This window comes from Mesorhizobium sp. M0954, assembly GCF_040319155.1.
In the GTDB taxonomy this organism is placed as follows: domain Bacteria; phylum Pseudomonadota; class Alphaproteobacteria; order Rhizobiales; family Rhizobiaceae; genus Mesorhizobium.
Window position 1 is genome coordinate 281413 of sequence record NZ_JAMYNR010000006.1, and the last position, 7835, is coordinate 289247.

At 62.5% G+C, this 7835-nt stretch carries 9 protein-coding genes; 7 read left to right on the plus strand and 2 right to left on the minus strand.

Annotation, left to right across the window (positions count from 1 at the left end; genetic code table 11):
* The first annotated feature begins 394 nt into the window (after positions 1-394).
* From cyoA to cyoD, 4 genes are read left to right on the plus strand one after another with little or no spacing between them, the layout of a single operon-like run.
* Positions 395-1318 carry a ubiquinol oxidase subunit II gene (gene cyoA / locus NKH93_RS11170; protein WP_352539884.1) on the plus strand — a complete coding sequence of 308 codons (924 nt, stop codon included), beginning with the start codon at positions 395-397 and terminating at the stop codon, positions 1316-1318.
* A gap of 2 nt (positions 1319-1320) precedes the next feature.
* Entirely contained in the window at positions 1321-3327 is a 2007-nt protein-coding gene (cyoB, locus tag NKH93_RS11175) for a cytochrome o ubiquinol oxidase subunit I (protein WP_352970324.1), read from the plus strand.
* Entirely contained in the window at positions 3324-3974 is a 651-nt protein-coding gene (gene cyoC / locus NKH93_RS11180; RefSeq protein ID WP_352615133.1) for a cytochrome o ubiquinol oxidase subunit III, read from the plus strand. Before cyoB ends, cyoC begins: the two co-directional genes overlap by 4 nt.
* Positions 3971-4399 (plus strand): cytochrome o ubiquinol oxidase subunit IV, encoded by a 429-nt coding sequence (gene cyoD / locus NKH93_RS11185; RefSeq protein ID WP_352473039.1) that lies wholly within the window; start codon positions 3971-3973, stop codon positions 4397-4399. The genes cyoC and cyoD overlap by 4 nt, the downstream gene beginning before the upstream one ends.
* Positions 4400-4477: 78 nt before the next feature.
* Here cyoD and NKH93_RS11190 read toward each other — a convergent pair whose 3' ends face one another.
* A complete protein-coding gene (locus NKH93_RS11190; protein WP_352970326.1) occupies positions 4478-5188 on the minus strand; it encodes a YbhB/YbcL family Raf kinase inhibitor-like protein in 711 nt (236 codons plus the stop codon).
* A gap of 180 nt (positions 5189-5368) precedes the next feature.
* Between NKH93_RS11190 and NKH93_RS11195 the strand changes: the two genes are divergently transcribed.
* The 3 genes from NKH93_RS11195 to NKH93_RS11205 all read left to right on the plus strand — a co-directional run bounded on the left by NKH93_RS11195 (position 5369) and on the right by NKH93_RS11205 (position 7245).
* Positions 5369-6550, plus strand: a complete 1182-nt coding sequence (locus NKH93_RS11195) for a DUF3182 family protein (protein ID WP_352970329.1) — start codon at positions 5369-5371, stop codon at positions 6548-6550.
* 90 nt (positions 6551-6640) lie between these two features.
* The gene (locus NKH93_RS11200; protein ID WP_352970331.1) at positions 6641-7012 is read left to right on the plus strand and encodes a SpoIIAA family protein; all 372 of its coding nucleotides are present in this window, start codon (positions 6641-6643) and stop codon (positions 7010-7012) included.
* 17 nt (positions 7013-7029) lie between these two features.
* A complete protein-coding gene (locus NKH93_RS11205) occupies positions 7030-7245 on the plus strand; it encodes a hypothetical protein (protein WP_352473044.1) in 216 nt (71 codons plus the stop codon).
* A 39-nt stretch (positions 7246-7284) separates the two neighbouring features.
* Here NKH93_RS11205 and NKH93_RS11210 read toward each other — a convergent pair whose 3' ends face one another.
* Complete coding sequence (locus NKH93_RS11210) at positions 7285-7608, minus strand: hypothetical protein (RefSeq protein WP_352539878.1); 324 nt, start codon at positions 7606-7608, stop codon at positions 7285-7287.
* Between the last annotated feature and the right edge of the window lie 227 nt (positions 7609-7835).

Genomic DNA, 7835 nt, shown 5'->3' on the forward strand with positions numbered 1-7835 from the left:
TCGTTCGGTTGGCGCAGCCATCTGGAGCAGCAGCAGTGGAATCAGCAGCCACGTCGCAGGGAGCGGACTAAATGGACCAACCTTGGGCGGGGCCATGAACCGGTTTACCGCCTTGGCATTCGCCACGTTTCTGGCGATAACTTCGATCTGGGCACTGTTTCTGATTTCTTAGGATTTGGCTCTGGTTGCTTGGGATTTGCCGCTGGTTTTTAGGATTTGGAGGGTTCTCGACAGGTTGACCGCTTAACGATGACGTCCGCCGCGTGTGGTTCTGCCAGCCGGAGCCCCGTGCGTGAAGAAACTGTCGCCAGGAGCACACCGGCGCGAACATTCGGGGGTTGGCAGCCACGCTGCCTGCAACGTTCCATCGGTTTTCAGGAAACGGCGAGATGTCATGTTGCTGAGGGCGATCGTTCGAAATTGTGCCGCCATCCGTGTTGGCCGCGTCGGCGCGACGATGCTTGTTGCCGCGCTGCTTGCCGGCTGCCAGGGCGGCGTGCTCGATCCGCAAGGGCCGGTGGGGGCGGCGCAGCGGACGATCCTGCTCAATTCGGTCGCTATCATGCTGGCCATCGTCATCCCGACGATCGTGGCGACGCTCGGCTTTGCCTGGTGGTTCCGGGAAACCAACACAAGAGCGCGGTACCTGCCGGAATGGGCCTATTCCGGACGCATCGAACTGGTAGTCTGGTCGATCCCCATCCTCGTCATCCTGTTTCTGAGCGGCATCATCTGGATCGGATCGCATGACCTGGACCCAATGAAGCCGTTGGATTCCCAGCAAAGGCCGTTTGAGGTGCAGGTCGTCTCGCTCGACTGGAAATGGCTGTTCATCTACCCCGAGCAGAATGTCGCGAGCATCAACCAGCTTGTGGTGCCGGCGGGCAGGCCGGTGCATTTCTCGCTTACCTCGGCAAGCGTCATGAATGCGTTCTTCGTGCCTCAGCTCGGCGGCATGATCTACACGATGAACGGCATGACGACGCAGCTTCACCTGCAGGCGGATCAGCCGGGCGAATTCTATGGGCGGTCGGCCCATTTCAGCGGTGACGGTTTTCCAGGCATGCAATTCGTGCTGCATGCCGTCGCGGCCGATGCCTTCGAGGCGTTCGTCAATTCGGCGCGAAGCCAGGGACAGGCACTCGACAAGGCCAGCTACCAGGAACTGGCCAGACAGAGCATCGACGTGCCGCCTTCGACCTATCGCTCGGTCGAGCCGGACCTTTTCCACGAAATCGCGACGCAGGGCGTTCCACCCGCGCCCGGCCCCCAGGCCGGTCGCCCCGGGCCGAGCGTATCGCCCAAGGCAGGAGGCTGACAATGCTCGGAAAATTGAGCTGGGACGTCATTCCGTTCGATCAGCCTCTGCCGATGATCGCCTCGGCGGTCGTCGCCCTGGCAATCCTCGGCGTGCTGGCCTGGGTCTTCCTGGCCGGCCATTTCCCCTATCTCTGGCGCGAATGGATCACCAGCGTCGATCACAAGCGGATTGGCGTCATGTACACGCTGCTGGCGCTGCTGATGCTGCTGCGCGGCTTCAGCGACGCCGTCATGATGCGGTCGCAGCAGGCCCTCGCCTTCCAGGCGCCCGGCTATCTGCCGCCCGACCACTTCAACCAGGTCTTTTCCGTCCACGGCACCATCATGATCTTTTTCGGGGCGATGCCGTTCGTCATCGGCCTGATGAACCTGGTCGTGCCGCTGCAGCTCGGCGTCCGAGACGTTGCCTTTCCGACGCTCAACTCGGTGAGTTTCTGGCTCACCGCCACCGGTGCGCTGCTGGTCAACATCTCGCTGGTGATCGGTGAATTCGCGCGTACCGGATGGCTGCCCTATCCGCCGCTCAGCGAGACCGCCTATTCGCCGGGCGTTGGCGTCGACTATTATCTGTGGGCCGTGCAGATAGCGGGCGTCGGAACGCTGCTCACCGGGATCAATTTCGTCACCACGATCCTGAAGATGCGGTCGCCCGGCATGAGTTACCTCAGGATGTCGATGTTCTGCTGGACCTCACTCGCCGCCAGCCTGCTCATCGTCGCCGCCTTCCCGATCCTCACCGCCACGCTCGCGATGCTGACGCTCGACCGCTATTTCGGCTTTCATTTCTTCACCAATGAAGCTGGCGGCAACATGCTGATGTTCGTGAACCTGATCTGGGCCTGGGGCCATCCCGAGGTCTACATCCTCGTCCTGCCGGCGTTCGGCATCTTCTCGGAGGTCATCTCCACCTTCTCCAGCAAGCCGCTGTTCGGCTACCGCTCGATGGTGGCCGCGACGCTCTTCATCTGCATCGTCTCCTTCATGGTGTGGCTGCACCACTTCTTCACGATGGGCGCCGGCGCCGACGTCAACGCCGCGTTCGGCATCGCCACCAGCATCATCGCTGTCGGTACCGGCGTGAAGATCTATAACTGGATGTTCACCATGTATGGCGGCCGCATCCGCTTCGCAACGCCAATGCTGTGGTCGCTGGGCTTTATGGTGACATTCGTTATCGGCGGCATGACGGGTGTGTTGCTGGCGGTGCCACCGGCCGATTTCCTGCTCCACAACAGCCTGTTCCTGGTGGCGCATTTCCACAACGTCATCATCGGCGGCGTGCTGTTCGGCGCCTTCGCGGGATATACCTACTGGTTTCCCAAGGCATTCGGCTTCCGGCTGCACGAGGGCTGGGGCAAGCTGGCCTTCTGGCTGACGCTGATTGGGTTCTACGCCACCTTCGTACCGCTCTACGCTGTCGGCCTGCTCGGCATGACCCGCCGCATGCAGCATTTCGACGTGCCGGCATGGCATCCGTGGGTGCTGGTTGCCGGCGTCGGCATGTTGATCACCACCGCCGGCGTGGTCGCGCAGATCGTACAGCTCGTCGTCAGCATCCGGCAGCGCGCGGCGCTTCGCGACGCCACCGGAGATCCCTGGGACGGCCGCTCGCTGGAATGGGCCACGCCCTCGCCGCCGCCGGTCTTCAACTTCGCCGCGCTTCCGCATGTCGAGGGCGAAGAGCCCTACTGGAGCATCAAGCAGCGGGCACGCGAGCAAAACCGGCTGCGCGACGAGCCTGACTACGAGCCGATCGAGATGCCCCGCAACAGTCCCACCGGGTTCATCTGCGCCTTCTTTGCGACCGTGATGGGCTTTGCTCTCATCTGGCACATCTGGTGGATGGTGGCGCTCGGCGCGCTCGGTGCTTTGGCCACCTTCGTCGTATTCGCGTGGCGCGACATCCCCGAATACGTCATTCCTGCCGCCGAAGTCGCCCGGATCGACCGCGCCAACCGAAGTGCGCGCCGCGAGGCGCTGGCCACTTACACGGGGCCAAGGCCATGACCGCGATCGACGTTCGAGAGCGTGACCCCTACCGCCTCCATGGCGGGCACGGCCATGCACCCGGCCACGGCGACGGCGGCCCGGCACCGATCCGGATCGTCGTGGGCTACGGCTTCTGGATCTTCCTTCTGAGCGACATCGTGATGTTCTCGGCCTTCTTCGCGGCCTATGCCGTGCTGGCGGGCAAGACGGCGGGCGGGCCGAGCGGGGCCGAGCTGTTCGACCTGCGCAACGTCGCGATCGAGACGGCCGCTTTGCTGTTGTCGAGCTTTACCTGCGGTCTCGCCAGCCTTGCCGTGACAGCGCGGCGAAGCTCCTGGTTCTATGTCGCGATGACTGTCACCTTCGTGCTCGGCGCCAGCTTCATCCTGCTCGAGTTGCGCGAGTTCGCGCATATGGTTGCCAGCGGTGCCGGACCGACGCGCAGCGCTTTCCTGTCGGCGTTCTTCACGCTGGTGGGATGCCATGGCCTTCACGTGACGGCGGGGCTGCTGTGGCTGCTCACGATGATGGCGCAGATCTTCGCCAAGGGATTCCGCGACGATATTCTTCGGCGTTTCATGTGCTTCAGCCTGTTCTGGCACGCCCTCGACATCATCTGGGTCGCCCTGTTCACGGTGGTCTATCTCCTGGGAGCAAGTCGATGAGCAATGCGGACGATCGCCACGCGCAACGGCGCGACACCGATGGCCTGGAGCGCTACGACATCGATACGGCGCCGGGTGACGAATACCTCGGCGACACCGAGGTCGGATCCGGGCTACGCGGCTATGTGATCGGCCTCGGGCTGGCAACGCTGCTGACCATCGCCTCGTTCTGGTTGCCCGGAACCAACCTGATATGGGCACCCGGCATTCCGGTGGCGCTGGTCGTGCTGGCGATCGCCCAGATGGGCGTGCATCTCGTCTTCTTCCTGCACATCACGACGGGACCGGACAACACCAACAACGCCCTGGCGCTTGCCTTCGGCGTGCTGATCGTAGTTCTGGTGATCGGCGGCTCGATCTGGATCATGGCCAATCTCGACCACAATTTGATGCCGATGAATGCGATCATGAACATGAACCGCTAGCGATTTGAGGCGCAGCGCAGTGCCTCCAGCCCGGCCTTGCCCGCCGCTTCAGACGCGTTGCCGGATGACGGACCGGTATCAGCTGCGCTGGCTGGAGTTTTGATTTTTGCGATCCTGCGGCGATATCGCGCCTTTCGAGGCCTTTAAGCCGCCGCCCCACTCCTGGGCTTTCCGTGCCTGATCGCCTGCTTCCTTCGGTGCCTCGGCCTTGTCGCTGCCGCTGGCTTTCTTGCCGGATATGGGTTGGTCGACAGGGTTTGATTTGTTGTCCATCATGCTTCTCCGTTTGTGCCGAACCAGGCGACGGGGTGGCGTGGCGTCCTCAAGCCCGTTCGAACGTGCCGACGAGCTCGGCCCCTCCACGACGTGCGGCTCGGCCTGTTTCAGCACGTCTTCGACGGCAGCCTTCTCGCCGAGATGAAGCGTCTCGGCGTCGAGTGCAAGAAGCCGGAAATGGTAATGGTGGAGCCCATGCCCAGGCGGCGGCTGGGGGCCGTCATAATGAGGATTGCCGAAATCGTTGACGCCGTGTCCGAGGCTCTCGGTCTTGGCGCCGGCGGTCGTGCCTTCGGGAAGAAAGTTGCGCTGTGCGTCGATGTCGTAGACCGCCCAATGACGGAACATGCCTGAAGGGGCGTCGGGGTCCTCGACGGCCAGGACGAAGCTTTTGGTTCGTTGCGGCGCGTCCGTCCACTCCAATGGCGGCGAGACGTTGCCGCCGTCGCGGGAATAGCGCGGCGGTATTTTTTCGCCATCGGCAAAGGCAGAGCTTTTGAGAGTGAAAGCCACGGTCTCCATCTCCCTGTCTGAGATTCCCTCATAAACAGCTACGAGCCGCCGATGTTCCGGTCGCCGCCCCGGTCAAACCCGGTCAAACCGGATTGCCGGCCGTTGGCCGGAACATTCGCCGAGGAAGCGGGTTTTTCGGTTCGGACGCATCGCCGCGGAATGGCGGCAAGAGGCTCGGCAATGGACGAAGGGCGCGACATGACCGGGCTAAGCGGTAAGCAACCAAGCGGGGCGAAAGGTGTTGTGGTCGCATTCTCCGCGCCGGGCGGCGAGACCATCTATGCCCACGAACGGGAAACCGTCGCTGCCGTCGCGCGCACGATTGCAGCGTTGAAGGGATTTTCCTTCCGCGAGGGCCTGCGTGACGGCGGCGGTGACAGTCGCCGAGTGTATTTCGTGCCGGACGACAGCCTGCTTGCTGCCGATGCGGTCCAACTGGGCATCAACGGGCCCGACGACCTCTTCGGCGGCGTGGTGCCCTGGCGCCTCGCAACCACCAAGGCCATAACCCACGAGCTGGTGGACGGGTCGGCGGCACGGCCAAAAGAATGGCCAGCCGGCTTCGGCAGAGCCGTCGGCGCTGCCGTACTGCCCGGCTATACCGCATTTTCACGCGATGACGCGCTGCGCGCAGCGGAACGTCTGCTGCAGGTGGGGCTGGTCCGGTTCAAGCCACCGCGCGCATCGCGAGGCCGCGACCAGCACACCGCCGCGACCGTTGCCGACATCGAAAGGCTGCTGGAACGATATCCATCCTCCGACCTGAGGGAATACGGCCTTGTTCTCGAAACGGAGCTTCGCGACATCGTCACGCTGAGCATTGGCAGAACGGCGATCGACGGAACATCGGTCGCCTATTACGGCGTGCAGCGAATGACGGCCGACAATGCCGGACAGCCCGTTTACGGCGGATCCGATCTGGTCGTCGTGCGCGGCGGATGGGAGGCGCTGGACGGGCTGCAGCTTTCTCCGGCGCTAAGTTTGGCTGTGGCGCAGGCGAGGATCTACGACGCCGCGATGGATGGCTATCCCGGATTCTTTGCCTCACGGCGCAACTACGACATCGGCCAAGGTGTCGATTCCTCGGGCATCTGGCGATCGGGAGTGCTGGAAGCCAGCTGGCGGATCGGCGGCAGCAGCAGCGCCGAGCTTGCGGCGATGGACGCCATGAAGCGCGACCCCGACGTGCAGATCGTGCATGTCTCCGCGGTCAAGCAGTTCGGCAACACCGCGCAGCTGCCGCTGAATGCAGAAATCCACTTCGACGGAGTGGACCCCGAGGAGGGCCAAATCACGCGTTACACCGTCGTCACCCAGGCGATCCGAGGGCCGGTCGGGGAAGCCGGCCGATCGTCATTTTAGGTCGAAGTGAAACACGCCTTTGGCAGGGAACATCCGCGAATGGCCCGAGTTTGTTTCAGGCAGCCAGCCAGTCAGAAACCGGAGGAAAAAATGATCGAGATGATTTCGGCTCCCCAGAACGTCGCCGCCTTTCGTGTCACCGGCACTGTGACGGCGGACGACTACGACAGAGTCATCCCGGCAATCGAAGCGAAACTGAGCGACCATAAGGACATCGGCGTCCTGACCGATCTTACTGATTTCGAAGACATGACGGCTGGCGCCTTGCGGCGCGACCTGCAGTATGGGCTGAGCAAACTTGGCGAGCTCCACCGCTTCAAACGTGCCGCGGTGATTTCCGACAAGCAATGGATCAAGGCAGCCACGGAATTGACGGACGCGCTGTTTCCGCAAATCGAGGCGCGGGTGTTCCCGGAGGACGAAAAAGCCCAGGCCCTGAAATGGGTGGCAGGCGTACAATAGCGGTGTTGGGGAGTGCCATGCCGTTCGACAAACGACAGGATCCGGAAGGCCTCTGGGAGGTCTATGACAGCGAGAGCGACGAAGCCGTCGTGGTCGGCGGGTTGCCGCTTTCCGGTCTCGACGAAAGCGAAGCCGATGAAGCGATTGAAAAGCTCAATCGGGGCGATCTGACGTCGGACAACATCCCCGAGACGGTTCGGTCAGGGTGGCCTCCGACCAAGGACGGTTTGTGATGACAGCCTGACGGACGTCACCGAGGACCGGTCGCGGATCTACGACGAGGCCTTGACCCCGAGCTTGCGGGCTTTGTCCTCAAATTCGTCGCGAATATCCTCGATCGTCGGCAGATGCAGGCGCCGCAGCTGGGCGTGCAACTTTTTGGCGGCATCTGAGCTCAGGTCGCGCTTGAAATTGGTCGCGACCTCCTCGGCCGAGCCGTAATGGCGATAGCGCTCGATCTCGGTCTTCGTGGCTTGCTGGACGTGCTCGAGCGTCTTGCGTTCGGCATCGGATTTTCCGTCTGGTTTGGCCCGCATGACCGGATTGAACGCTTTGCTGATAACGAATTCGACCAGTTCCTGCTGGGCGTGAGCCATGATTGTTCTCCCTCGAAGAAGGGCTGTCCGAGCCTAGAACGGTTCATCGGGGGAAACGCTGAACCGATCTCTCTTGTTTTGACACAATTCCGAACGGAAAACCGTTTCACACTTTTCCTGGAATTGCTTGTCTTATGACTTTCGCTGCCGAATGGGTCAGAAAGGAACGCTGAGAGAGGGTAGCCGCCCTCCCTCAGCGGCGAGGGTCGGATCGGTGGAATTGCTGA